The following is a 23,515-nucleotide window of genomic DNA, read 5'->3' on the forward strand; positions in this document are numbered from 1 at the left end:
ACTCCGGAGCCGCAACCTCACGCGTCGCACGACGGCGGCGACGCGCGGGAGCAGCGGCAGGGGCCTCGACGACGGTCTCCTCCGCCGGCGCGGCGGCGGGCTCGGCCGCAGCCACGACGGTCCCGGTCTCCTCGACGGCACCCACCGGCGCGGACACCTCCCGCGTCGCACGGCGACGACGACGGGCAGGAGCAGCAGCAGCCGGGGCCTCGACGACAGCCTCCTCCGCCGGCGCGGGGGCGGCCTCGGCCGCAGCCACGACGGTCCCGGTCTCCTCGACGGCACCCACCGGCGCGGACACCTCCCGCGTCGCACGGCGACGACGACGGGCAGGAGCAGCAGCAGCCGGGGCCTCGACGGCCTCGACAACCGCTTCCTCAGCGGCCTCCTCGGCCTCTTCGGTCTCCTCCGGCTCCTCGGTGACGGCGGCCTCGGCGGTCACGGTCTCCTCGGGGGTGACCGGGGCGGTCACCTCGCGGGTGGCCCGGCGACGACGGCGCGCCGGAGCGGCGGCCTCCGCGGCCTCCTCGGGGGCGCCCTCCAGGGCGGCCTCGGCGAGCTGCGGGGTGGTCTCGGGGGCCTCGGCGGCGCGCGTGGCGCGGCGGCGCGTCCGGGCGGCGGGCTGCTCGGGGGCGGCCTCGGCGGTCACGGCCGGCTCGGCGGCCTTGCGGGTGGCCCGGCGGCGCGGCGTACGGGCGGCGGGCGCCTCCTCGGCGACGGCCTCGGGGGCCTCGGCGGCGGCGGCCTCGGCGGCCTGCGGCTCGGCGGCGGGTGCGGCCGTCTTGCGGGTGGCGCGGCGGCGCGGCGTACGGGCGGCAGGCGCCGCCTCCTCGGCCGCGGCCTCGGCCGGCTCGGCCTGTACCGGCGCCTCGGCGGCGGCGGTGGTCTTGCGGGTCGCGCGGCGGCGGGGCCGTGCGGGGGTCTCCGCGGCGGCGGCCGGCTCGGCGGCGGCCTCTGCGGTCTCGGGGGCCGAACCGGTGACCGGCTCGGCGGCGGCCCCGGCGGGCGGGCCGGCCGGGCGGGACGCCGCACGGCGGCGGCGCCTCGGCGGCAGCGTGTCGCTGGGGCTGTTGTCGTTGTTGCCGGCGACGCTGTGTGCGCCCTCCGGCCCCATGGGCTCAGTGGAATCGAGCATGCGGGCGGTTCTCCCGTCACGCTCCCGGGCGCCGCGCCGTTCTCCGGCCGCCGCGCCGCGTGATGAGCGCGGTACCGCAGTCCGGGGCGCGGTCGCCGCACGGGAGCTGTCGTCTCACTCGCCGGGTCCGTATCTCGACGGCACCGGCGAAAGTCTCCTGGTCAGTGCGCCTGCCGGACCGGGTGGCTCCCTGGTGGCGCGGCGGCGCGTCGGCGGCCGTCCCAAAGGGAACCTTCCGGCACCTGCTACGCGGCTCCCGGCCCGGCGGCCGTGGGTGCAGCGGCCGGGGCGGCGTCGCGGTCGGGCGCGAGCGGATCGGTCACCGTGCCGGACTCCTCATCGAGCAGCCCCTGCGCCAGCCTGGTCACCGCAGCGGGGACCGGCGGCGCCAGGTCGGCCACAGCGCGGAGACCGGACAGGACGTCGTCGGGTCGTACGGCAGGTGTCGCATGCCGAACTACCAGCCGCAGTATCGCACAGGCACCGTTGCCCGGCCTATCGGCCGGAGCGTCGAGCGCCTCGAGTCGGCACACGGCGCCCCGTGCGTCGAAGGTGCGCATGCCGTTCTTGGTGCGGCGCTGCACCTCCACCGCGTCCGCGGCGAGGAACGCGGCCACGGCGCGCTCGGCGTCCGCGACGGCCACGCCGTCGAGCCGCATCTCCCACACGGAGGCCTGCAGCCGGTCGGCGAAGGAGGAGGTGTGCGCCTCCACGGCGTCGATCACGTCGAGCCCGTCGGGCAGCGAGTCGTCGAGCAGCGTGCGCAGCAGCGCCGGGTCGCGGGTCGCGGCGAGCTGGATCTCCAGGTACTCGGCCTCGCTGGCCGTACCGGTCGGCGCGGCGTTCGCGTACGACACCTTGGGGTGCGGGGTGAAGCCGGCCGAGTAGGCCATGGGCACCTCGGCACGGCGCAACGCCCGCTCGAAGGCGCGCTGGAAATCGCGGTGGCTGGTGAACCTCAGGCGGCCGCGCTTGGTGTAGCGCAGGCGGATGCGCTGCACCACAGGTGCCGGCGGCGGGCCTTCGGGCTGTCGCTTGCCCAGTGTTCTTCGTCCTTCGTGAGTGCGGTCGTACTGCTACCTAGAGTACGTGCAGCGAGGGCCCCGCCAACCGGGCAGGACCCTCGCTCCCCCGTGTTCGCTACTTGACCGAGAGCGGCAGCAGCTTCTTGCCGGTCGGGCCGATCTGGATCTCGGTCTGCATCGCCGGGCACACGCCGCAGTCGAAGCAGGGCGTCCAGCGGCAGTCCTCGACCTCGGTCTCGTCGAGGGCGTCCTGCCAGTCCTCCCAGAGCCAGTCCTTGTCCAGGCCGGAGTCCAGGTGGTCCCAGGGCAGGACCTCCTCGTAGGTGCGCTCGCGCGTGGTGTACCAGTCGACGTCGACGCCCATGGTGGGCAGCGTCGCCTCGGCGCACTTCATCCAGCGGTCGTAGCTGAAGTGCTCGCGCCAGCCGTCGAAGCGGCCGCCGTCCTCGTAGACGGCGCGGATCACGGCGCCCACGCGGCGGTCGCCGCGCGAGAGCAGGCCCTCGATGATGCCGGGCTTGCCGTCGTGGTAGCGGAAGCCGATCGAGCGGCCGTACTTCTTGTCGCCGCGGATCTTGTCGCGCAGCTTCTCCAGGCGCGCGTCGGTCTCCTCGGCGGACAGCTGCGGGGCCCACTGGAACGGCGTGTGCGGCTTGGGCACGAAGCCGCCGATGGAGACGGTGCAGCGGATGTCGTTGGACTTCGACACCTCGCGGCCCTTGGCGATCACGTTCATCGCCATGTCCGCGATCTGCAGCACGTCCTCGTCGGTCTCGGTGGGCAGGCCGCACATGAAGTACAGCTTCACCTGACGCCAGCCGTTGCCGTACGCGGTGGCGACGGTGCGGATCAGGTCCTCCTCCGAGACCATCTTGTTGATGACCTTGCGCATGCGCTCGGAGCCGCCCTCGGGGGCGAAGGTCAGGCCGGAACGGCGGCCGTTGCGCGTCAGCTCGTTGGCGAGGTCGACGTTGAAGGCGTCCACGCGGGTCGACGGCAGGGAGAGACCGATCTTGTCCTCCTCGTACCGGTCGGCCAGGCCCTTGGCGACCTCACCGATCTCGGTGTGGTCGGCCGAGGACAGCGACAGCAGGCCGACCTCCTCGAAGCCGGTCGCCTTCAGGCCCTTCTCCACCATCTCGCCGATGCCGGTGATGCTGCGCTCGCGCACCGGGCGGGTGATCATGCCGGCCTGGCAGAAGCGGCAGCCGCGGGTGCAGCCGCGGAAGATCTCCACGGACATCCGCTCGTGCACGGTCTCGGCCAGCGGCACCAGCGGCTGCTTCGGGTACGGCCACTCGTCGAGGTCCATCACGGTGTGCTTGGACACGCGCCACGGCACGCCGGAGCGGTTGGGCACGACGCGCGCGATACGGCCGTCGGCCAGGTACTCCACGTCGTAGAAGCGCGGCACGTACACGCCGCCGGTCTTCGCCAGGCGCAGCAGCAGCTCGTCGCGGCCGCCGGGACGGCCCTCGGCCTTCCACTCCCGGATGATCTTCGTGATCTCCAGGACGGCCTGCTCGCCGTCACCGATGACGGCGCAGTCGATGAAGTCCGCGATGGGCTCGGGGTTGAACGCGGCGTGCCCGCCCGCCACGACGACCGGGTGGTCGATCGTGCGGTCCTTGGCCTCCAGCGGAATGCCGCCGAGCTCCAGCGCGGTGAGCATGTTCGTGTAGCCCAGCTCGGTGGAGAAGCTCAGGCCGAACACGTCGAACGCGCCGACGGGACGGTGCGAGTCCACCGTGAACTGCGGCACGTCGTGCTCGCGCATCAGCGCTTCCAGGTCCGGCCACACGCTGTAGGTGCGCTCGGCGAGCACGCCCTCCTGCTCGTTGAGGACCTCGTAGAGGATCATGACGCCCTGGTTGGGCAGACCGACCTCGTACGCGTCCGGGTACATCAGGGCCCAGCGGACGTCGCACTCGTGCCACGGCTTGACGGTGGAGTTGAGCTCGCCGCCTACGTACTGGATCGGCTTCTGCACATGCGGGAGCAGGGCTTCGAGCTGCGGGAAAACCGACTCGACAGACATCGCTGGACCTTCGTGAGCTGACAGGGGTGACCCTCAAGAGTAACGTGCCGTGCCGCGGTGCCTGTCCGGTGATCTTTCCCGGGGCTCCGCCCCGGCCCCCCTCACGCCGGGGGCCGTACCTGGGTCCACGTCCCCGCCAGCTGCCGTTCGTCGTCCGCCGCCCGGCGTTCCTCCCTGCCGTACAGCAGGCCGTACGTGAACGTCGTCTCTCCCGCCACCGCCGCCTGGGAGGCGATCGTCTGCAGCGCCGTGCGGGTCAGGACGCTGTCCTGGTGGTCGCCCAGCACCGTCTGCACCGCCTTCACCTCCCGCGCGAAGCGCTTCGCCCGCTTGCCCAGGGCCGGTGTTGCCGCCTCCGCCGCGTAGCGGGCACGTTTGGCGGCCTTGCGGGCCTCGTGCAGGGCGAGGTCCCGGGCCCGGCCCGGTTCCGTGGCCAGGGCGTGCTCGACGCGTGCCGCGAGGCGCGCGTGGTCGCGCTGGAGGGCCTTGGTGAGCACCGGTTCGGCGGGCCGCGCCGCGGCGGGCCGCAGGGGTGGGTCGGTAAGGAGGGCGTCGAGCGCCTCCAACAGCGCGAGGTAGCGCTTGCCGTCGAGTACGGCGGTCACCTGCCGCCGCGTCTCGGCCCGGTTGCGGGTGGCCCAGATGCGCAGCCGGGCCCGCACGGGCCCGCGGACCAACGGCCGCGGTACTTCTTCCAGCGCATCGCGCAGGCGTTCCACGAGGACCTCGCGGTCGCGGTCGACGCCGAGCCCGGCGGCGAGCCACCGGAGTTCCTCGCCGAGCGGGTCGGTCGCGCGCCGGTCGAGGATCCTGCCGTAGGTGCGGAAGGCGCTGCGCAGCCGCCGGGTGGCCACGCGCATCTGGTGAACGGCGTCCTTGGTGCCCAGGCGCGCGCCCGGGTCGAGGGCGAGGAGGGTTTCGGCGTGTTCGCGCAGGTAGGCGAGGAGGTGGTCGCCGGCCGTGGCCGGCTTGGCGACGGGTTGCGGGGCGGGGTGGGCGAGGCCGAGTTCGTCCAGGGCTCGGGCGAGTTTGCTGGGGGCCGGGGAGGGGCGCAGTCCGGCTGTGCGCAGGTGGGGTTCGAGGGTGTCGAGGAGGGCGGGGTCGCCGCCGGGGGCGACTTCCACCTCGGCCTCGATCCACCGGACAGTGTGCCCGCCGTCGGCCCGTTCCGCGGTCACCGCGTCCGTACTGGCCTCGGCCAGCAGCGTGCCGTCGGCGGCGAGGAGGTGCTGGACCGCGCGGCGCGTGACGAGGCGGACGAGGGGCAGCAGGGGTTCCTCGCGCGTACGGCAGCGGACGAGCCCGGCGAGCCGGGGCGGGACCCGCTCGCCGAGCGGGGCGCGAACCTCGTCCCGCACGCCGGGGGCGACCGGCAGCTTCAGGTGCCAGCCCGCGTCGGTGCCGCCGGTGCGGCGGCGCAGGGTGATGCCGGCTGCGGCCAGGCGCAGGTCGGCGGTGTCGTAGTAGACGGCGTCGAGCTCGACCGCGTCCTGCCGGGCCACCGAGGCGACCGGCCCGGCACCGCTCAGGTCGGGCAACCGGACCTCGCCGGCGCCGTCCTCGGCTTCGTACTTCCGCTCGATCTCTCGCACGGTGTCCGCCATGACGCCGAATCTAGTGCGCGAACGCCGCCATGGGCAGACTCAGGCGGACACCGGTCGTTGCGCCTTGATGGACTGCAGGAGGCCGACAGCTATCCACGCGGCGAACATGGAGGAGCCGCCGTAGGAGACGAAGGGCAGGGGCAGGCCGGTGACGGGCATGATGCCGAGGGTCATGCCGATGTTCTCGAAGCTCTGGAAGGCGAACCAGGCGATGATTCCGGCGGCCACGATGGTGCCGTAGAGCTCGGTGGTCTCGCGGGCGATCCGGCAGGCGCGCCACAGGACGACGCCGAGCAGGAAGATGATGGTGCCGGCGCCGAGGAAGCCGAGCTCCTCGCCGGCGACGGTGAAGATGAAGTCGGTCTGCTGTTCGGGGACGAACTGGCCGGTGGTCTGGGAGCCGTGGAAGAGGCCGGAGCCCATGAGGCCGCCGGAGCCGATGGCGATGCGGGCCTGGTTGGTGTTGTAGCCGACGCCGGAGGGGTCGAGGGCGGGGTTGGCGAAGGCGGCGAAGCGGTTGATCTGGTACTCGTCGAGGACGCCGAGCTGCCAGACGAGGACGCAGCCGATGACGCCGGCGCCGAGCAGGCCGGCGATCCATCGGTTGGAGGCGCCGGAGGCGAGCAGCACGGCCAGGACGATGACCACGAGCACCATGACGGAGCCGAGGTCGGGCATGAGCAGGATGACGGCGATGGGCAGGCCGGCGAGGCCCAGGGCCTGGACGACGGTGCGGTGGTCGGGGTGGCGGCGTTCGCCGCCGTCGACCTTGCCGGCGAGCAGCATGGCCATGCCCAGGGTGATGGTGATCTTGGTGAACTCGGAGGGCTGGATGGAGAAGCCGCCGCCGAGCTGGATCCAGGAGCGGGCGCCGTTGATGGTGGCGCCGAGTGGGGTCAGGACGGCCAGGGTGAACAGCACGGAGACGCCGTACAGGATCGGCACGGCGCCGCGCAGCGAACGGTGGCCGAGCCAGACCGCACCGACGGCGAGGGCGAGCCCTATGCCGGTGTTGAGGACGTTGCGCAACAGGAAGTAGTACGGGTCGCCCTGGTTGAGCTCGGTGCGGTTGCGGGTGGCGGAGTACACGAGCAGGGTGCCGATACCGGACAGCGCCAGGGCGGCGAGCAGCATCACCCAGTCCAGGCGGCGTACGACGGAGTCGCGCGCGGTCAGCCGGGACCAGGTGCCGCGCTCGGGGCTGAAGCGGCGGACGCGGTAGCCCTCGGTGGTGCTCATCGGAGGGTGTCCTCCCTGCGGCCGGGGGCCTCGGGCGAGGGCTCCGCCGGATCGGACGGCGCGCCGCCGGCAGGGGAGGCGGAGGGCGAGGCGGAGTCGGAGGCGGAGGCGGACGGGCTGGGCGAGGGCATGGGCTGGGCCTCGATGGTGCCGTCCTTGTCGATCTTCGGCAGCTTGGTCTCCGGGTGCGGCAGCAGGGCCTTCTTCTCGTCGATCTTCCCCTGCTCGTCGACCCCGTACAGCGCGTTGTAGATCTTGCGCACGGCCGGGCCGGAGGCGCCGGAGCCGGTGCCGCCCTGGGAGATCGTCATCACGACCGTGTAGTCGTCGGTGTAGGTGGCGAACCACGAGGTGGTCTGCTTGCCGTAGACCTCGGCGGTGCCGGTCTTGGCGTGCATGGCGATCTGCTTCTGCGGCCAGCCCTCGAACCGCCAGGCCGCGGTGCCTCGGGTGGCGACGCCCGCGAGCGCGGCGTCGAGCTGGTCGCGCAGCCTGCCGTCGAAGGGCAGCTTCCCGTGGGCGGTGGGCGGGATCTGCTTCACGCTCCTGCCGTCGGGGCTGATGACGGCCTTGCCGATGGTGGGGTTGTACAGGGTGCCGCCGTTGGCGATGGCCGCGTAGATGGTGGCCATCTGGATGGGGGTGACGAGGGTGTCGCCCTGGCCGATGGAGTAGTTGACGGAGTCGCCGGCGCGCATGCGCATGCCGGAGACGCAGTTCTCCTGGGCGATCTTCCCGGCGTAGCTCTCGTCGTTGCCCTGCTTGCACCAGGCGTCCTTGTTGGCCTCCCAGTAGCGCTTCTTCCACTCCCGGTCGGGGACGCGGCCGCGCACCTCGTTGGGCAGGTCGACGCCGGTCTCCTTGCCGAGGCCGAACTGGTGGGCGGTCTTGTAGAACCAGTCGGCGGGGTGCTTGGGGTTGTTGCCGCCGTCCTTCTGCCACTGGCGGTAGGCCAGGTCGTAGAAGACGGTGTCGCAGGAGACCTCCAGCGCCTGGCCGAGGTCGATGGGGCCGTAGCCCTTGGACTCGAAGTTCTTGAAGACCTGGCTGCCGATGCTGTACGCGCTGGAGCAGTTGTAGTGGTCGGTGAAGGAGTAACCGGCGTTGACGGCGGCCGTGGTGCTGATGACCTTGAAGATGGAGCCGGGGGCGGCCTGGCCCTGGATGGCGCGGTTGAGCAGCGGAAAGCCGGAGTCCTCGCCGGTGAGGGCCTTGTAGTCCTTGGCGGAGATGCCGCCGACCCAGGCGTTGGGGTCGTAGGTGGGGTTGGAGGCCATGGCGACGACGCGCCCGGTCTTCGACTCCATCACCACCACGGCTCCCGCGTCGGCCTTGTAGGTGGTGCCGGTGTTGCGGTCGACCTCCTTGCGGGCGTCCTTCATCGCCTGGTCGAGCTCGCGTTCCGCTATGGCCTGCACCCGGGCGTCGATGCTGGTGACGATGTTGGAGCCGGGCTGGGCCTTGTCGCTTTTGGCCTTGCCGATGACGCGGCCGAGGTTGTCGACCTCGTAGCGGGTCACGCCGGCCTTGCCGCGCAGCGCCGTGTCGTACTGCCGCTCCAGGCCGCTGCGGCCGACCTGGTCGGAGCGCAGGAGCGGGGAGCGGCTCTTCTTGGCCTTGGTGATCTCCTCGTCCGTGACGGGCGAGAGATAGCCGAGGACCTGCGCGGTGTTGGAGCCGCCGGGCCCGGGGTAGCGGCGTACGGCGGTGGGCTCGGCGGTGATGCCGGGGAAGTCCTCCTGGCGCTCGCGGATCTGCAGCGCCTGCTGGGTGGTGGCCTCGTCGGTGATGGGGATGGGCTGGTAGGGCGAGCCGGCCCAGCAGGGCTTGGGGGTCTTCGCGTCGCACAGCCGCACCTTGGCGGCGACGTCCTCGGGCTTCAGGCCGAGGACGCCGGCGAGGCGGGTGAGCACGCCCTTGCCCTTGTCCTTCATCCGCATCAGGTCGGTGCGGTTGGCGGAGACCACCAGGCGGGTCTCGTTGTCGGCGAGCGGCACGCCGCGGGCGTCGAGGATCGAGCCGCGGGTGGCGGGGGCGACGACCTGCTGGATGTGGTTGCTGGCCGCCTCGGCGGTGTACTGGTCGCCGTTGCGGATCTGCAGGTACCACAGCCGGCCGGCGAGGGTGAGCAGCAGCGAGAAGACCAGGACCTGGATGACGACCAGCCGGATCGTCACCCTCCGGCCCGCTTCGCGAAGGTTCCTCAAAGCCGCCGCACCCCCTTGATCTTCTGCTTCCGCCCCTGTCCCGCGAGCAGGCTGCTGCGCTGCGTGCCCATCAGGCCGCGACGGCCGCCGAGCCGGGAGCGGCGGGTGCGGCCGATGCGGAAGGCGCCGGCGGAGCGGCGCCGGTAGGTGTTCTCGCTCGCGGCCGCCACGGGCGTGCCGTCGCCGGTGAGCGGGTCGCCGGCGGTCTGCCGGGCCAGCGCCATGACCAGCGGGACGGTGAACGGCGCCAGCAGCAGGTCGTACGCGGCGGCGGTGAGCACCAGCCCGCTCAGCCCCACGTGCCGGGCCGCGGTGTCGCCGACGAGCGAGCCCACGCCCGCGTACAGCAGCGTGGAGAGCACGGCCGCGCCCACCACGGCGACCATGGGCACGGTGGCCGAGCGCACCCGGCCGGTCTCGGGCTTCGCGAGGCCCACGAGGTAGCCGATGACGCACAGGACGAGCGCGTAGCGGCCGGTGGCGTGGTCGGCGGGCGGGGCGAGGTCGGCGAGCAGGCCGGCGCCGAAGCCGATGAGGCAGCCGGCGGTGTGGCCGTAGACCAGGCCGAGGCCGACGACCACCAGGAGCATCAGGTCCGGGACGGCACCGGGCAGGTGGAGCCGGGCGAAGACGCTCACCTGGAGGACCAGGGCCACCACGACGAGCACGGTCGAGAGCAGGATCCGGTTCAGGCGCATGTCGTCAGTCCTGGGGCTTGGCGCTCGGGCTGGGGGTGACGGTGACGGTCACGGTGGGGGCCGGCTTGGGCGCCTCGGGCTTGGGCGGCAGGACGGTGTCGCGCGGGTCGTCGCGGGGGGCCTCGACGACGACGCCGACGATGTCGAGCTTGCTGAAGCCGACGAAGGGACGCACCTGCAGGGTGCGGGTCAGGCCACCGACGGAGGGCTCGACGCGCACGACCTCGCCGACGGGGACGCCGGGCACGAAGGGCTTGTCCTTGCTGGAGCCGAAGGTGACCAGGCGGTCGCCCTTGTGGACGGCGGCCTTGCCGTTGAGCAGTTCCACGCGCAGGGCGCTGTCGCCCTGGCCGCCGGCGAAGCCGAGTTCGCCGGTCTTCTCCATGCGGGTGCCGACGGTGAACTTGGGGTCGCTGGCCAGCAGGACGGTGGAGGTGCCCGGGGCGACGGTGGTGACGCGGCCGACGAGGCCGTCGCCGTTGATGACGGTCATGTCGCGCCGGACGCCGTCGTCGCTGCCGATGTCGATGGTGACGGTCCAGGAGAAGCCCTGCGCGGCTCCTATGGCGATGACCTGGGCGCCCTTGATCCCGTACTGGCCGCGGCCGGCGGTCTTGAGCAGGGCGTCGAGCTCGCGCGTCCGGCCGCGGTTGCGGTCGTCGCTGCCGAGGCGCTGCTTGAGGGCGGTGTTCTCGCGTTCGAGTTCGGCGATGCGGCTGCTGCGGTCGCCGGAGTCGCGGACGGCGGCGATGGCGTTGCCGACCGGGTCCACCGCCGCCGCCACGCCCTTTTCCACGGGGCCGAAGGCGGAGGCGGCGGCATGGCGGACACCGTCGAGCGGGGACTGTTCACCACCGCGGATGTCGACCGTGATCAGCGCGAACGCGATCGCGATCAGCAACACCAGCAGCAGCCGGCTCTCTCGTGTGTCCCTCACGTGCGGCGGCGTGCCCTTCTCGTCGGACCGCCCGGCTGCGGGTCCGGACGGTCATTAGGGAGCGTTCTGCCTGTATATCAGTTTGTTTCGGCGGCAAGGGGATTGCCGCCGTCGGTGGCCGCCCGACCGCTAGCGGCGCGGCTGGGCGTCGAGCACCTGCTGCAGGGCCTCGAACTCCTCCACGCACTTGCCCGAGCCGAGGGCGACGGAGTCCAGCGGGTCCTCGGCGATGTGGATGGGCATGCCGGTCTCCCGGCGCAGTCGCTCGTCCAGGCCGCGCAGCAGGGCGCCGCCTCCGGTGAGAACGATGCCGCGGTCCATCACGTCACCCGACAGCTCGGGCGGGCACTTGTCGAGGGTGGTCTTGACGGCGTCGACGATGGAGTTGACCGGCTCCTCGATGGCCTTGCGGACCTCCGCGGCGGAGATGACCACGGTCTTGGGCAGCCCGCTGACGAGGTCGCGACCGCGGATCTCGGTGTGCTCGTCCTGCTCCAGGTCGTAGGCGGAACCGATGGTGATCTTGATCTGTTCGGCGGTGCGCTCGCCCAGCAGGAGGCTGTACTCCTTCTTGATGTGCTGGATGATCGCGTTGTCCAGCTCGTCGCCGGCGACCCGGATGGACTGCGCGGTGACGATGCCGCCCAGGGAGATCACGGCCACCTCGGTGGTGCCGCCGCCGATGTCGACGACCATGTTGCCGGTCGCCTCGTGGACGGGCAGCCCGGAGCCGATGGCCGCCGCCATGGGCTCCTCGATGATGTGCACCTGACGCGCACCGGCCTGGGTGGAGGCCTCGATCACGGCGCGGCGCTCGACGCCGGTGATGCCGGAGGGCACGCACACCACGACACGCGGACGGGCCATCCATCGGCGCTTGTGGATTTTCAGGATGAAGTAGCGCAGCATGCGCTCGGTGATCTCGAAGTCGGCGATCACCCCGTCCTTGAGCGGGCGCACGGCGACGATGTTGCCCGGGGTCCGGCCGATCATCTTCTTGGCCTCGGCACCGACCGCCAGGATGCCACCGGTGTTGGTATTGATCGCGACGACTGACGGTTCGTTGAGGACGATCCCCCGGCCTCTGACGTACACCAGCGTGTTGGCGGTCCCGAGGTCGACAGCCATGTCACGGCCGATGAACGACATGTTGTTCCCCATGAGGATGCGTCTGGCCTTCCCAGTTTGAGCGATCGCTTACTCGAGGTCGGCAGGTGTGGTGCGCTGCGGGCGCGGAGGCTTCATCGTAGTCTCGACCGGTCGGACGCGGCGCGAGGGTTCCTCCGCCATTGTCGGCGGAACACGAGCCGGCCCCAGTAATGGTGACGTCGTGTCGGAGTGAGAGGTTCCCTCGTTCGGCGCGCATATGCCGGGGGGCGACCGAAAGGAAATCGGTCGCCCCTGATCAGAATGGGCGTTCGTATCCGGCGGATTCAGGAGAGACCGGGAAAGAAAATCTTGATTTCCCGCTCCGCGGAGCTCTCGGAGTCCGAGGCATGGATGAGGTTCTCGCGCGTGATGGTGCCGAAGTCACCCCTGATGGAGCCGGGAGCGGCCGAGATCGGGTCGGTCGGGCCGGCCAGCGCCCGCACGCCCTCGATGACGCGCTCGCCCTCGACGACCAGGGCGACGACGGGGCCGGAGGACATGAAGCCCATCAGCGGCTCGTAGAAGTCGCGGCCCACGTGCTCGGCGTAGTGCTGCTCCAGGGTGCCGCGGTCCAGCGTGCGCAGCTCCAGCGCGGAGATCGTCCAGCCGGCCTTGCGCTCGATACGGCTGATGATCTCGCCGACGAGCCCGCGGCGGACCGCGTCAGGCTTCAGGAGGACGAGGGTGCGCTGGCTCATGCTGCGGCTCCTTGGAGGGGACTCGTAAAGGTGATCGTGTCCGGTTGGGCGGAAGGGTACAGGCAGGGTGCGACCCATCGACAATCCGGCTACTGCGCCTCCGCCTGGGCGGCCGCGAAGCGGGCCTTGGCCTCGTCGACCTTGCGGCCGAAGTGGACCGAGGTCCACCACAGGCCGGCGAAGACCGCGCCGAGGATGAACATCATCGGCACGACGAGACCGCTCGCGATCAGTCCCAGCTGCAGCGCCCAGCCCAGGGCCACGCCACCGGGCCGGGTGAGCATGCCGCACAGCAGCACGCTCAGCACCATGGCCGTGCCGCTGACGGCCCAGACCGTGCCCGTGGACAGGTCGGAGGTCTGCATGGCCACCAGGCCCGCGAAGCCGATGACGAAGAATTCACCGATCAGGGTGCTCGCGCACAGCGTCCGCATCGTCAGCCCCTGCCCTTCAGCAGCAGCCGGGCCTCGCCGACCGTGACGACCGAGCCGGTGACCAGGACGCCGGCGCCGGCGTACTCGTCCTCCTCCTCGGCCAGGGTGATCGCCGCCTCCAGCGCGTCGTCCAGGCGGGGCTCGACCTGCACGCGCTCGGCGCCGAAGACCTCGACCGCCAGGGCGGCCAGCTCGTCGACGTCCATGGCGCGCGGGGTGGAGTTGCGGGTGACGACGACCTCGGCGAAGACCGGCTCGAAGGCCTCCAGCAGGCCCTTGACGTCCTTGTCGCCGCTGGCGGCGACGACGCCGATCAGGCGGCTGAAGCCGAACGCCTCGGTGATGCCCTCGGCCGTGGCCTGCGCCCCGGCCGGGTTGTGCGCGGCGTCCAGGACGACGGTGGGGCTGCGGCGCACGACCTCCAGGCGGCCCGGGGAGGTGACGGAGGCGAAGGCGCGGCGCACGGTGTCGATGTCCAGCGGCCGGGCGTGCTGCGAGCCGATGCCGAAGAAGGCCTCGACGGCGGCCAGCGCGACGGCGGCGTTGTGCGCCTGGTGCGCGCCGTACAGCGGCAGGAAGACGTCCTCGTACTCGCCGCCCAGGCCGCGCAGGGTCAGCAGCTGGCCGCCGACGGCGACCTCGCGGGAGACGACGCCGAACTCCATGCCCTCGCGGGCGACCGTGGCGTCCACCTCGACGGCGTGCTTGAGCAGCACCTGGGCGGCGTCCACGGGCTGCTGGGCGAGCACCGCGGTGGCGCCGGTCTTGATGATGCCGGCCTTCTCGGTGGCGATCTCGGCGGGCGTGGTGCCCAGCCGGTCGGTGTGGTCGAGCGCTATGGGCGTGACCACGGCCACGGTGCCGTCGACGACGTTGGTGGCGTCCCAGGTGCCGCCCATGCCCACCTCGACGACGGCCACGTCGACCGGGGCATCGGCGAAGGCGGCGTACGCCATGCCCGTGAGGACCTCGAAGAAGGAGAGCCGGAACTCCTCCCGCTCGTCGACCATGCGCACGTACGGCTCGATGTCGCGGTAGGTCTCGATGAAGCGCTCGGCGGCGATCGGCGCGCCGTCCAGGCTGATGCGCTCGGTGACCGACTGCACGTGCGGGCTGGTGTAGCGGCCGGTACGGAGCTCGAAGGCGCCCAGCAGCGCCTCGATCATGCGGGCGGTGCTGGTCTTGCCGTTGGTGCCGGTGATGTGGATGGCGGGGTAGGCGCGCTGCGGCTGGCCCAGGATGTCCATGAGGGCCTCCATGCGGCCCAGCGAGGGGTCGAGCTTGGTCTCGCCCCAGCGCCCGGCGAGCTCGGCCTCCACCTCGCGCAGCGCCCGGTCGACCTCGGGGTCCTCCGGACGGGCGGGCACGCCGTCGCCCTGCGGCGGCCCGGCCTGGGTGCGCAGGGTGCGGCTGCCGGCCTCGATCACGGCCAGGTCCGGGTCACGGCCGGTCTCGTTCTCGACGATCTCCTCGAACGTCTCGTTCGCGTCGTTACCGCCGGTTTCACCGGCCTCGTCACGTCCGGTATCGCCGTTGTCGTCGTTCATGGGGCGCTCGCTCACGGCGACCAGTCTACGGACCCCGGGCGGCCGCGGGGCCCGGGCGCCCCCGGCACGAAGGAGAGCGGATCGATCCGCTTTGCCCTACGTTGGGAGACGATGGCATCGGCGTCCGGGGGCCCGAAGGACCCGGACCGGCTGCAGGCCGTCCTGCAGGCGGTCCTGGAGGCGCTGCCCGGCGGCGCCCTCCTGCAGGGCCCCACCGACGAGGTCCTGGCCGTCAACCGCCGCTTCACCGAGCTGTTCGGCGTGCCGGGCCCCGGCAGCGGCGCGGCCCCGACCCCCGGCGTCCACGTCCACCGGGTCGCCGAGCTGCCGCTCGCCGACGGCCGCGTCATCCGCCGCGAGGTCGAGCCGCTGCGCGCGGGGGACGCCTACTTGGGCGCCCTGTGGGTCTTCACCGACATCACCGCCGCCAAACGCCGCGAGCGCGACCTGGAGCGCGACAACCGGGCCCTGACCGAGCTGGCCCGGCAGCGCAACACCTTCACCGCCGCCGCCTCCCACGAGCTGCGCACCCCGCTGTCGTCCATCAGCAGCTTCGGCGAGCTGCTCGCCGACCCGTCCTTCGGCGCCCTCACCGACGAGCAGCAGTCCCTCCTGCAGGCCATCCGGCGCAACGCCGAACGCATGCAGCGGGTGATCTCCGACCTGCTGCTGACCACCCGGATGCGGGCCCCGGGAGGCGAACCCGGACTGGAGCTCGGCGACGTCGACGTACCGCAGCTGCTCCTGGACGCCCTCCTCGAACACATGCCCGCCATCGAGCGCGCCGGCCTCTTCGCCGCCCTGGACTGCGAGCCCGGACCCCCACTGCGCGGCGACGCGCACCGGCTGCGGCACGTCCTGGGGAACCTGCTGGAGAACGCCGCCAAGTTCACCCCGCCCGGCGGCCGCATCGGCATCACCGCCGCCCTGCGCGGCGTGCACTGGGACATCGAGGTCACCGACACCGGCATCGGCATCCCCGAGGAGTCCCGCCACGAGATCTTCACCGGCTTCGTCCGCGCCCCCAACGCCCGCTCCGGCGGCTACCCCGGCACCGGCCTGGGCCTGGCCATCGCCCGCACCGTCGTCGAGCTCCACGCCGGCACCATCACCGCCGGCGGCCGGGCCGGCGAGGGCGCGACCTTCCGCATCCGGCTGCCGGTCGCCGGACCCGGCACCGCCGACACGGCCCAAGGAGCGCCATGACCCGCGTCCTGGTCGTCGAGGACGACCCCGACCTGGCCCTCGCCGTGCGCGTCCTGCTCGCCCGCAACGGCTACGAGGCCGTGCACGCCGAGGACGGCCGCGAGGCCCTGCGGCTGCTGTTCGCCGAACGCCCCGCCCTGATGATCCTCGACATCGGCCTGCCCGGCCTCGACGGCTGGGACGTGCTCGAACGCACCCGCGACATGTCCGACCTGCCCGTCCTGCTGCTGACCGCGCGCGGCGCCGAGAGCGACCGCGTACGCGGCCTGCGCGCCGGCGCCGACGACTACCTGCCCAAGCCCTTCGGCAACGACGAGCTCCTCGCCCGCGTCGAGGCGCTGCTGCGCCGCAGCGCCCCCGCCCGCTGGGCGGGCGAGAACCACGGCGAGGACGGGCTGCGCCTGGTGCCCGAACGCCGCTCGGCGATCTGGCACGGGCACGAGACCCGGCTCAGCGACATCGAGTACCGGCTGCTGCAGCTCCTCGTCCGCAACCGCGGCCGGGTGATCACCACCGAGCAGCTGCTGGACCGGGTCTGGGACGACCCCGAGGGCACCGGCCGGGAACGGGTGAAGTTCGCGGTGCTGCGGCTGCGCCGCAAACTGCGCCAGGCCGCGGGCGACGAGGCCGCCGACCCGCTGGAGGCCGTGCGCGGCCTCGGCTACCGCTACCGGCCACCGGGGGACGAAGGTCCCTGACCGCACCGGGACCAAGGTCCCCGATCATCCGTTCGCAACCGTCCGGCAACCGAGGACCTGCCCGACCCGCAACCGACGCACCACAGGCTCGTGAGCGTTCGCCGTCGTCGTCCGCTCCAGGAGTCCCCCTCGTGCTGTCCCTGCCCCCGCGTAGCGTCGCGATCGTCCTCGGCACCCGCCCCGAGCTCGTCAAGCTCACCGACCTCGTGCGCCTCCTCGGCCCCGCCGCGCACCTCGTGCACACCGGGCAGCACTACGACGAGAACCTCTCCGGACGCTTCCTGACCGAGCTGGGCCTGCCCGAGCCGACCTTCCTCACCGGGGTGGGCGGACAGCCCCGCGCCGTCCAGATCTCCGCCGCCCTCGCCCAGCTCGACGACCTGTTCACCACCGAGCCGCCGCTGGCCGTCGTCGTCCAGGGCGACACCAACGCCGCCCTCGCCGGCGCACTCGCCGCCAACGCCCGCGGCATCCCGCTGCTGCACGTCGAGGCCGGCCTGCGCAGCCACGACCGCAACATGCCCGAGGAGCACAACCGCGTCCTGATCGACCGCATCGCCGACGTGCTGTGCGCCGCCACCGAGGACAACCGGGCCAACCTGCTCGCCGAGGGCATCGACGACGCGCGCATCGCCGTCACCGGCAACACGGTCGTCGAGGCCGTCCACGGGCAGCTGCCCGGCGCCGCCGAGCGCACCGCGCTCCTGCAGCGGTACGGGCTCGTGGCCGACGGCTACGTCCTGGCCACCGTGCACCGGCCCGAGAACACCGACTCCACGGCCGCCCTGCGGGCCGTCCTCACCGAGCTCGGCGCCCTGGCCTCGGCCGACCGGCCCGTCCTGCTGCCGCTGCACCCGCGCACCCGCGGCCGCATCGAGGCCGCCGGCCTCGGCGGCCTCCTCGCCCCGCTGACCGTCACCGCGCCGCTCGGCTACGCCGAGTTCCTCGGCCTCGCCCGGCACGCGGCCCTCCTCGTCTCCGACTCCGGCGGCATCCAGGAGGAGTGCACGGTCCTCGGCCGGCCGCTGGTCGTGGTGCGGCGCTCCACGGAGCGGCCGGAGGCCATGGCGGACTTCGCGGAGCTGGTGGCGCCCGGGCCCGCCATCGGGGCCGCGGCGTGCCGGCGCCTCGCCGAAGGCCCGGCGGGCCTTGCGCGCCTCGCGGCGCTGCCGAGCCCCTTCGGCGACGGCCGCGCGTCGGAGCGCATCGTCACCCTCCTGACGGCGATCGCGGCACCGGCCGAACTGGCCACGGCGGCGTAGGGCCCTTCCCCCCGCCCCGCCGCAGGCGCCCCCACAGCAACCCGAACCGCACCCGCACCGGAGCACACCGCAGCCGCATGTTCTCGAACCCCTTCCTCCTCGCCTTCCCCTTCTTCCTCCTCCTCTGCTTCCTCCTGTACTGGGCCGGCGCCCGCCACGCCTACCTGCGCCGCCCCGCCGTGGAGAACGGCAACCCGGACGCCTTCGGCTGGCATTTCTTCGTTCCGTGCCGGGACGAGGAGGCCGTCGTCGGCACGACCGTCGCGCGGCTGCGCGCCGATCATCCGGCCGCCCACGTGTGGGTCATCGACGACGACAGCGACGACCGCACGGGCGCCATCGTCGCCGGGCTCTCGGAGGAGGACCGCCGGGTGCACCTCGTGCGCCGGCACCGCCCGCACGCCCGCCAGGGCAAGGGCGCGGCGCTCAACGCCGCGTACGACGAGCTGAACGAGTTCCTGTCGAAGGACACCAACCGCGAGCGCGTCGTGGTGTGCGTCGTCGACGCCGACGGCCAGCTCGCCCCGGACGCCCTGGCCCGGGTCAGCGGCCCGCAGGGCTTCGGCGACCCCGAGGTCGGCGGCGTCCAGGTCAGCGTCCGGATGCGCAACGCCGGCGAGAAGCACCCGCTCGGTGAGGACCGCGGACGGGTCGCGAACGCCTTCGCCCGCCTGCTGGTGCGCATGCAGGACATGGAGTTCTCCGTCTCCAACGCCGGCATGCAGCTGCTGCGCGGCCGTACCGGTTCCGTCGGTCTCGGCGGCAACGGCCAGTTCACCCGGCTCGCCTCGCTGGACCGGATAGCCGCCGCCGAGCGCCGTCCGTGGCAGCGCGGTGCGCTGCTGGAGGACTACGAGCTGGGCCTGCACATGATCCTCAACGGTGACCGCATAGCGCACATAGCCGACACCTGGGTCTCCCAGGAGGGCCTGCCGCACGGCCGCCGCTTCCTGACCCAGCGCACCCGCTGGGCGCAGGGCAACCTGCAGTGCGTGCGCTACGCGCCGCGCATCGTCTCCTCCCGCCACTACGGCGGCCGGGGCGTGCTGGAGACGCTGTACACGTTCCTGCAGCCGGTCGCGCACCTGGTGACGCTGGCGCTGTGCGCAGTGATGTTCGTCCTGCTGGGCCTCGCGGCCGCCGCGGACGGCGTGGGTGCGGCCTTCGGCGGCATGCTGGCACTGTGGCCGCTGGTCCTGGGGCTGGCCGTACTCTCGATCGGGCCGTTCGTGCTGTGGGGCCCGGTCTACCGCCGGGACTTCGCCTCCGACCGCTCGCTGCTGACGGCGGTGCTGTGGGGGCTGGCACTGTGGCTGTACGCCTACCATCTCTTCCCGGCGTCGGCGCGCGGTTTCGTGCGGATGCTGCGCGGCCGCAACGGCTGGGCGAAGACCCGCCGCAACGCCGAGAGCACGACGTCGGGCCCGGTGGCCATCGAGGCGTGAGCCCCGCCACAACCGGCGACAGTCGAGCAACCTCCCCTCCCTTTCCGCCATCTGACCGACGGTGACATTCATGCCCGGAGCGGTTCCGGGTGGCGGAACGGGAGCGTCGTGCGCACACCCCACATCGGCAACCGGACGCACTTGGTCCTGCTCACCGCGTGGGCCGTGCTCTGGTTCGCCATCGTCGAGCCCAGCGGGGGCTTCTCCTGGCACTACCTCCGCACCGGCGGCGAGCTGATCTACGGGTCGTCCGGGGACGGCGGGCTGAACCTCTACGCCCGCCACCCCGAACTGCAGATGGGTCCGGTCAGCTTCCTCGTGGCCGGCCTGTTCAACCCCTTCCCGGCCGAGGTCGGGCAGGTCCTCGCCGAGGCACTGATGTCGACGCTGGGCCTGGTGATCCTGGTACTCGCCGGCCGCAGCGCGGCCCGGCACTTCCTGGGCACCGGCACCAACCACCAGCGGCTGCGGCGGCGCGTGCTGATCGCCGGGCTGGCGTTCACTCCCATGTGGATCGAGGTCTCGGTCCGCTTCGCCCATCTCGACGACGTGCTCGCGCTGTTCTTCACCGCGCTGGCGGTGTACTACCTGACGCGCTGCAACGCCGCCGCGACCGGCATCTGCATGGCGCTGGCCCTGGACTCCAAGCCCACGGCCCTGGCATTCGTCCCGCTGCTGCTGGCGCTGCCGAAGGAGCGCTGGCTGCGGGCGGGGCTGTGGTGCGCGGCGCTGGTGGCGGTGGCGTGGCTGCCGTTCTTCGTGGTCGCCCCGGACTCCTTCGCCGCGGCGAAGTTCACCATTCCCAACAACCCGGCCTCGGCGCTGCGCTGGCTGGGTGCCAACGACCCGCAGACGCCGAGCTGGGCGCGGCCCGCGCAGGCGGCGCTGGGCCTGGCGCTGGGCACGATCGCCGTGTGGCGGGGCCGGTGGGCGGCGGTGGTGCTGCTGGGCGCCAACGCGCGCATCATGCTGGACCCGAGCGTCTACACCTATTACACGGCCTCGGTGCTGCTGGGCACGCTGCTGTGGGACGTGTGCGGGCAGCGGCGCCTGGTGCCGTGGTGGAGCTGGATCGCGCTGCTGGTGCTGTACGGCAGCGTCTTCCTCGTCCCGGACGAGTCGGCGCGCGGCCTGATCAGGCTGGGCTTCGTGGTGGTCTCCACGGCGTACGTGCTCTTCGCCCCGATCCGCGACCGGCGCGAGCGCAATCAGCACCGGCCCCGGGGCCGGGTGGAGGAGGAACCGGTGGAGGGCCCGTGGGGCCCGATGTGGGACCCGGGCCGCACCAGGCCCTGGGAGGCCCGCCACCACGGCGCCCCATAGGGGCGCGGGGAACTGCGCGATCAGCCACGACGCGCCGGCAGTCGAACGCTGCCCCGCGCCCCTCACGGGGCACAGCACAGGGAAGGGCCCCCGTCGCTCGCGCGACGGGGGCCCTTCCCTGTTGGTGTGCGCTCAGGCGCCCGGCAGGGCCCGGAGCTGGCCGGTGATGCGCTCGATGTCGGCCTCGGCCGCGGCGAGCCGCGTGCGGATCTTCTCCACCACGTTGTCGGGCGCCTTGGCCAGGAACGCCTCGTTGCCGAGCTTGGCGTTCGCCTGGGCCTTCTCCTTCTCCGCCGCGGCAAGGTCCTTCGTCAGACGCTTGCGCTCGGCCTCGAAGTCGATCGCGCCCGACAGGTCGAGCTCGACGGTGGCACCGGCCACCGGCAGGCTGGCGGTGGCCTGGAAGCCGTCCTCGGCCGGCTGCAGGCGCAGCAGCTGGCGGATGGCGGCCTCGTGGGCGGCCAGCGCGGTGCCCGACAGGTCCAGGCGGGCCGGGACCTTCTGGCCGGGCTGCAGGCCCTGGTCGGAGCGGAAGCGGCGGACCTCGGTGATGACCTGCTGGAGGTTCTCGATCTCCCGCTCGGCGTCGGCGTCGCGGAAGCCGCTGTCGGTCGGCCAGTCGGCGACGACGACGGACTCCTTGCCCGTCAGCGCGGTCCACAGGGCCTCGGTGACGAAGGGCACGACGGGGTGCAGCAGCTTGAGGGTGACGTCGAGGACCTCGCCCAGGACGCGGGCGGAGACCTCGGCCTGCTCGCCGCCGCCCATGAACGTGGTCTTGGACAGCTCGACGTACCAGTCGAAGACCTCGTCCCACGCGAAGTGGAAGAGGGTGTCGGTGAGCTTGGCGAACTGGTAGTCGTCGTAGTACGCGTCGACCTCGGCGACCACCGTGTTCAGGCGGGAGAGGATCCAGCGGTCCGTCGCCGACATCTTCTCGGCGGGCGGCAGCTCGCCCTCGACCGTCGCGCCGTTCATCAGGGCGAAGCGGGTCGCGTTCCACACCTTGTTGGCGAAGTTGCGCGAGCCCTGGACCCAGTCCTCGCCGATGGGCACGTCCACGCCGGGGTTGGCGCCGCGGGCGAGGGTGAAGCGGACGGCGTCGGAGCCGTAGGTGTCCATCCAGTCCAGCGGGTTGACCGCGTTGCCGAAGGACTTCGACATCTTCTTGCCGAACTGGTCGCGGACCATGCCGTGCAGGGCGATGGTGTGGAACGGCGGGGTGCCGTCCATCGCGTACAGGCCGAACATCATCATCCGGACGACCCAGAAGAAGAGGATGTCGTAGCCGGTGACCAGGACGGAGTTCGGGTAGAACTTCTCCAGGCTCTCGGTCCGCTCGGGCCAGCCGAGGGTGGAGAAGGGCCACAGGCCCGAGGAGAACCAGGTGTCCAGGACGTCGGTCTCCTGGTGCCAGCCCTCGCCGGTGGGCGGCTGCTCGTCGGGGCCGACGCAGACGGTCTCGCCGTTCGGGCCGTACCAGACGGGGATGCGGTGGCCCCACCACAGCTGGCGCGAGATGCACCAGTCGTGGAGGTTGTCGACCCAGTCGAAGTACCGCTTCTCCATCTCCTGCGGGTGGATCTTGACCTTGCCGTCGCGGACGGCGCCGCTGGCGGCCTCGGCCAGCGGGCCCACCTTGACCCACCACTGCATGGACTGGCGCGGCTCCAGCGTCGTCTTGCAGCGCGAGCAGTGGCCGACGGAGTGCACGTAGGGGCGCTTCTCGGCGACGATGCGGCCCTCGGCGCGCAGGGCGCCGACGATGGCGGAGCGGGCCTCGAAGCGGTCCAGGCCCTGGAAGGGGCCGTGGACGGTGATGATGCCGTGCTCGTCGAGGACGGTCAGCGACGGCAGGCCGTGGCGGCGGCCGATCTCGAAGTCGTTCGGGTCGTGGGCCGGGGTGACCTTGACGGCGCCGGTGCCGAAGCCGGGGTCGACGTGCGCGTCGGCGACGACGGGGATGCGGCGGCCGGTCAGCGGCAGCTCGATCTCGGTGCCGATGAGGTGCTTGTAGCGCTCGTCCTCGGGGTGGACGGCCACGGCGGTGTCGCCGAGCATCGTCTCGGCGCGGGTGGTGGCCACCACGATGGAGGCGTCGCCCTCGCCGTACTTGATGGAGACGAGCTCGCCGTCGTCGTCCTGGTACTCCACCTCGATGTCGGAGATGGCGGTCAGGCAGCGCGGGCACCAGTTGATGATGCGCTCGGCGCGGTAGATCAGCTCGTCGTCGTAGAGCTTCTTGAAGATCGTCTGGACGGCCTTGGAGAGGCCCTCGTCCATGGTGAAGCGCTCGCGCGACCAGGCGACGCCGTCGCCGAGGCGCTTCATCTGGCCCGAGATCTGGCCGCCGGACTCGGCCTTCCACTTCCACACGCGCTCGACGAAGGCCTCGCGGCCGAGGTCGTGCCGGGACTTGCCCTCCTTGGCCAGCTCCCGCTCGACGACGTTCTGCGTGGCGATGCCGGCGTGGTCCATGCCGGGCTGCCACAGCGTCTCGAAGCCCTGCATCCGCTTGCGGCGGGTGAGCGCGTCGATCAGAGTGTGCTCGAACGCGTGTCCGAGGTGGAGCGAACCGGTGACGTTCGGCGGGGGGATGACGATGGTGTACGGAGGCTTCTCGCTCTTCTCGTCCGCCTCGAAGTAACCCCGCTCTACCCAGCGCTCGTACAGCGGCCCCTCTACCTCGGCCGGCGCGTACTGGGTCGGCAGTTCGGGGGTGCTGTCCTTGGGCCCTCGTCCGGGGCTCTGCTGAGTGTTATCGGTCACGGACGGAATTCTACGGGTCACCGGTGACAGGTCACGAACTGCTTTCCACCCCGTCTCCGCCCCGCCGTTCGCCATGGACAGGCCATCCGGAAGGATGACGC

Annotated in this window: 17 protein-coding genes and 1 pseudogene; 5 read left to right on the top strand and 13 right to left on the bottom strand. The window is 72.3% G+C overall.

Annotation, left to right across the window (positions count from 1 at the left end; genetic code table 11):
* The 12 genes and pseudogenes from AB0K17_RS10065 to AB0K17_RS10120 all read right to left on the bottom strand — a co-directional run.
* A pseudogene (locus AB0K17_RS10065) lies at positions 1-1,135 on the bottom strand (ribonuclease E/G); the annotation flags it as partial.
* Between the two features lie 245 nt (positions 1,136-1,380).
* Positions 1,381-2,136, bottom strand: coding sequence for a TIGR03936 family radical SAM-associated protein (locus AB0K17_RS10070; protein WP_365969629.1), 756 nt, complete (start codon positions 2,134-2,136; stop codon positions 1,381-1,383).
* Positions 2,137-2,275: 139 nt separating this feature from the next.
* On the bottom strand, positions 2,276-4,198 hold the full coding sequence (locus AB0K17_RS10075) for a TIGR03960 family B12-binding radical SAM protein (RefSeq protein WP_365969630.1): 1,923 nt from the start codon (positions 4,196-4,198) through the stop codon (positions 2,276-2,278).
* Between the two features lie 101 nt (positions 4,199-4,299).
* A complete protein-coding gene (locus AB0K17_RS10080) occupies positions 4,300-5,802 on the bottom strand; it encodes a CYTH and CHAD domain-containing protein (protein ID WP_365982719.1) in 1,503 nt (500 codons plus the stop codon).
* A gap of 39 nt (positions 5,803-5,841) precedes the next feature.
* Positions 5,842-7,041, bottom strand: a complete 1,200-nt coding sequence (rodA, locus tag AB0K17_RS10085; RefSeq protein WP_365982720.1) for a rod shape-determining protein RodA — start codon at positions 7,039-7,041, stop codon at positions 5,842-5,844.
* The gene (gene mrdA, locus AB0K17_RS10090; RefSeq protein WP_365969633.1) at positions 7,038-9,248 is read right to left on the bottom strand and encodes a penicillin-binding protein 2; all 2,211 of its coding nucleotides are present in this window, start codon (positions 9,246-9,248) and stop codon (positions 7,038-7,040) included. Before mrdA ends, rodA begins: the two co-directional genes overlap by 4 nt.
* A complete protein-coding gene (gene mreD, locus AB0K17_RS10095; protein ID WP_365969634.1) occupies positions 9,245-9,946 on the bottom strand; it encodes a rod shape-determining protein MreD in 702 nt (233 codons plus the stop codon). The genes mrdA and mreD overlap by 4 nt, the downstream gene beginning before the upstream one ends.
* 4 nt (positions 9,947-9,950) lie before the next feature.
* Positions 9,951-10,883: a rod shape-determining protein MreC gene (gene mreC / locus AB0K17_RS10100; RefSeq protein ID WP_365982721.1), complete on the bottom strand. Its 933-nt coding sequence runs from the start codon at positions 10,881-10,883 to the stop codon at positions 9,951-9,953.
* 129 nt (positions 10,884-11,012) lie between these two features.
* A complete protein-coding gene (locus AB0K17_RS10105) occupies positions 11,013-12,032 on the bottom strand; it encodes a rod shape-determining protein (protein ID WP_004950903.1) in 1,020 nt (339 codons plus the stop codon).
* Between the two features lie 284 nt (positions 12,033-12,316).
* Positions 12,317-12,730, bottom strand: coding sequence for a nucleoside-diphosphate kinase (gene ndk / locus AB0K17_RS10110; protein WP_365982722.1), 414 nt, complete (start codon positions 12,728-12,730; stop codon positions 12,317-12,319).
* An 89-nt stretch (positions 12,731-12,819) separates the two neighbouring features.
* Complete coding sequence (locus AB0K17_RS10115) at positions 12,820-13,164, bottom strand: DUF4233 domain-containing protein (RefSeq protein WP_344434319.1); 345 nt, start codon at positions 13,162-13,164, stop codon at positions 12,820-12,822.
* A 2-nt stretch (positions 13,165-13,166) separates the two neighbouring features.
* Positions 13,167-14,711: a folylpolyglutamate synthase/dihydrofolate synthase family protein gene (locus AB0K17_RS10120; RefSeq protein ID WP_365969642.1), complete on the bottom strand. Its 1,545-nt coding sequence runs from the start codon at positions 14,709-14,711 to the stop codon at positions 13,167-13,169.
* Positions 14,712-14,822: 111 nt separating this feature from the next.
* Between AB0K17_RS10120 and AB0K17_RS10125 the strand changes: the two genes are divergently transcribed.
* From AB0K17_RS10125 to AB0K17_RS10145, 5 genes are all read left to right on the top strand, one after another.
* A complete protein-coding gene (locus AB0K17_RS10125) occupies positions 14,823-15,917 on the top strand; it encodes a HAMP domain-containing sensor histidine kinase (RefSeq protein ID WP_365982723.1) in 1,095 nt (364 codons plus the stop codon).
* Positions 15,914-16,615, top strand: coding sequence for a response regulator transcription factor (locus AB0K17_RS10130; RefSeq protein ID WP_365969639.1), 702 nt, complete (start codon positions 15,914-15,916; stop codon positions 16,613-16,615). The genes AB0K17_RS10125 and AB0K17_RS10130 overlap by 4 nt, the downstream gene beginning before the upstream one ends.
* Positions 16,616-16,749: 134 nt before the next feature.
* The gene (gene wecB, locus AB0K17_RS10135) at positions 16,750-17,877 is read left to right on the top strand and encodes a UDP-N-acetylglucosamine 2-epimerase (non-hydrolyzing) (protein ID WP_365982771.1); all 1,128 of its coding nucleotides are present in this window, start codon (positions 16,750-16,752) and stop codon (positions 17,875-17,877) included.
* Between the two features lie 77 nt (positions 17,878-17,954).
* Positions 17,955-19,322 (top strand): glycosyltransferase, encoded by a 1,368-nt coding sequence (locus AB0K17_RS10140; RefSeq protein ID WP_365982724.1) that lies wholly within the window; start codon positions 17,955-17,957, stop codon positions 19,320-19,322.
* 108 nt (positions 19,323-19,430) lie between these two features.
* Entirely contained in the window at positions 19,431-20,645 is a 1,215-nt protein-coding gene (locus tag AB0K17_RS10145; protein WP_365969641.1) for a hypothetical protein, read from the top strand.
* 132 nt (positions 20,646-20,777) lie between these two features.
* On the opposite strand, the gene AB0K17_RS10150 is transcribed toward AB0K17_RS10145, so the two are convergent.
* On the bottom strand, positions 20,778-23,414 hold the full coding sequence (locus AB0K17_RS10150) for a valine--tRNA ligase (RefSeq protein ID WP_365982725.1): 2,637 nt from the start codon (positions 23,412-23,414) through the stop codon (positions 20,778-20,780).
* Positions 23,415-23,515: the final 101 nt, after the last annotated feature.

Source organism: Streptomyces sp. NPDC049585 (genome assembly GCF_040675615.1).
Taxonomy (GTDB): Bacteria; Actinomycetota; Actinomycetes; order Streptomycetales; family Streptomycetaceae; genus Streptomyces; species Streptomyces luteosporeus.

What these genes read in the sequence shown, in the direction of transcription:
- AB0K17_RS10075 (WP_365969630.1), bottom strand. Translation starts at nt 4,198, where the DNA reads ATGTCTGTCGAGTCGGTTTTCCCGCAGCTCGAAGCCCTGCTCCCGCAT.
- AB0K17_RS10080 (WP_365982719.1), bottom strand. Translation starts at nt 5,802, where the DNA reads ATGGCGGACACCGTGCGAGAGATCGAGCGGAAGTACGAAGCCGAGGAC.
- rodA (WP_365982720.1), bottom strand. Translation starts at nt 7,041, where the DNA reads ATGAGCACCACCGAGGGCTACCGCGTCCGCCGCTTCAGCCCCGAGCGC.
- mreD (WP_365969634.1), bottom strand. Translation starts at nt 9,946, where the DNA reads ATGCGCCTGAACCGGATCCTGCTCTCGACCGTGCTCGTCGTGGTGGCC.
- AB0K17_RS10105 (WP_004950903.1), bottom strand. Translation starts at nt 12,032, where the DNA reads ATGTCGTTCATCGGCCGTGACATGGCTGTCGACCTCGGGACCGCCAAC.
- ndk (WP_365982722.1), bottom strand. Translation starts at nt 12,730, where the DNA reads ATGAGCCAGCGCACCCTCGTCCTCCTGAAGCCTGACGCGGTCCGCCGC.
- AB0K17_RS10115 (WP_344434319.1), bottom strand. Translation starts at nt 13,164, where the DNA reads ATGCGGACGCTGTGCGCGAGCACCCTGATCGGTGAATTCTTCGTCATC.
- AB0K17_RS10120 (WP_365969642.1), bottom strand. Translation starts at nt 14,711, where the DNA reads ATGAACGACGACAACGGCGATACCGGACGTGACGAGGCCGGTGAAACC.
- AB0K17_RS10125 (WP_365982723.1), top strand. Translation starts at nt 14,823, where the DNA reads ATGGCATCGGCGTCCGGGGGCCCGAAGGACCCGGACCGGCTGCAGGCC.
- AB0K17_RS10130 (WP_365969639.1), top strand. Translation starts at nt 15,914, where the DNA reads ATGACCCGCGTCCTGGTCGTCGAGGACGACCCCGACCTGGCCCTCGCC.
- AB0K17_RS10140 (WP_365982724.1), top strand. Translation starts at nt 17,955, where the DNA reads ATGTTCTCGAACCCCTTCCTCCTCGCCTTCCCCTTCTTCCTCCTCCTC.